The sequence below is a fragment of the Mitsuaria sp. TWR114 genome (assembly GCF_007997345.1).
The window spans coordinates 1-1,068 of record NZ_VOSR01000813.1 but is presented as its reverse complement, the minus strand read 5'-3'; the positions used below and the strand labels follow the sequence as shown (position 1 = coordinate 1,068).

The following is a 1,068-nucleotide window of genomic DNA, read 5'->3' as shown; positions in this document are numbered from 1 at the left end:
GCCGCGCTGCCCGCGCTGGACAGCCAGCCGGCGGAGATCCAGCGCCCGCTGCTGACGGCCGCCTTCACGCTCTACGCCTTCGACGCGGCGCCGCTGCTGCGTCCGCTGCTGCCGCGCCTGGCCGCGCCGCGCGAGTTCGCGATCGCCGCCTATGCGCTGATGCAGACCCGCCAGCCGGCGGACCTGGCGCTGATCCAGTCGCAACTGGCGCAGCGCGACCGCGACGAGCCGCGTCTGCAGGCGCTGGCCCAGGCGCTGGCGACGGCGCAGGGCGTTCCGCAGCCGGCGCGTCCGCCGCTGGCGGACCTGCTGGCGATCCGCCCCGGCTACCCGGTGGTGTTCAGCTTCCAGCGACCGGGCCGGCAGCAGATGGGCCTGGCGCTGGTGCGGCAGGCCGACGGCCGTTTCGTGCGACGCGCCGATGGCGGGCTGTTCAACATCGAGCAGCTGGCGCTCTCCAGCAGCGGCCTGCCGGGCACGATCACGCTGGGCAACACCCCGCAGGGCCTGTTCACCATCCAGGGCGCCGGACGCGCCGCCTCCAACATCTGGATCGGCCCGACGCCTTACCTCCACACCAAGGTGCCGGGCGAAGCCAGCGTCGCCGAGTACGAGCAGCGCGTCCCCGGCGCCGACGAGCCGGCCTGGACGCTGGACCGCTACCGCGCGCTGCTGCCCGCGTCCTGGCGCGACTACGCCCCCCTGCAGGAGGCCTGGCTCGCGGGCCGCGCCGGTCGCGACGAAATGCTGATGCATGGCAGCACCATCGATCCGCGCTACTACGTCGGCAGCCGCTTCTACCCGGGCACGCCGTCGGATGGTTGCCTGGTGGCGATGGAATACTGGTCGCCGGAGGGCACGATGGTGCACAGCGACCAGATCGCACTGCTGCAGGCCTTCACCGCCCAGGGCCGTGACCGCGGCTACATGGTGCTGGTCGAGCTGGACCCGGCCCCCACGCCGGTCGCCCTGGCCGAGGTGATCCAGTCCGTGCTCGACGCCGAGGCCCGCGCGCCCGGCCGCCGGTGAGGCTCGAACAGGGCGTGAGGTTCGCGGACGCGAGGCCTC

Annotated in this window: 1 protein-coding gene; it reads left to right on the top strand. The window is 73.8% G+C overall.

Annotation, left to right across the window (positions count from 1 at the left end):
• Positions 1 to 1,029, top strand: a 1,029-nt coding sequence (locus FUT87_RS29360) for a hypothetical protein (protein ID WP_222617271.1), incomplete at its 5' end; no start/stop codon positions are given.
• Positions 1,030 to 1,068: the final 39 nt, after the last annotated feature.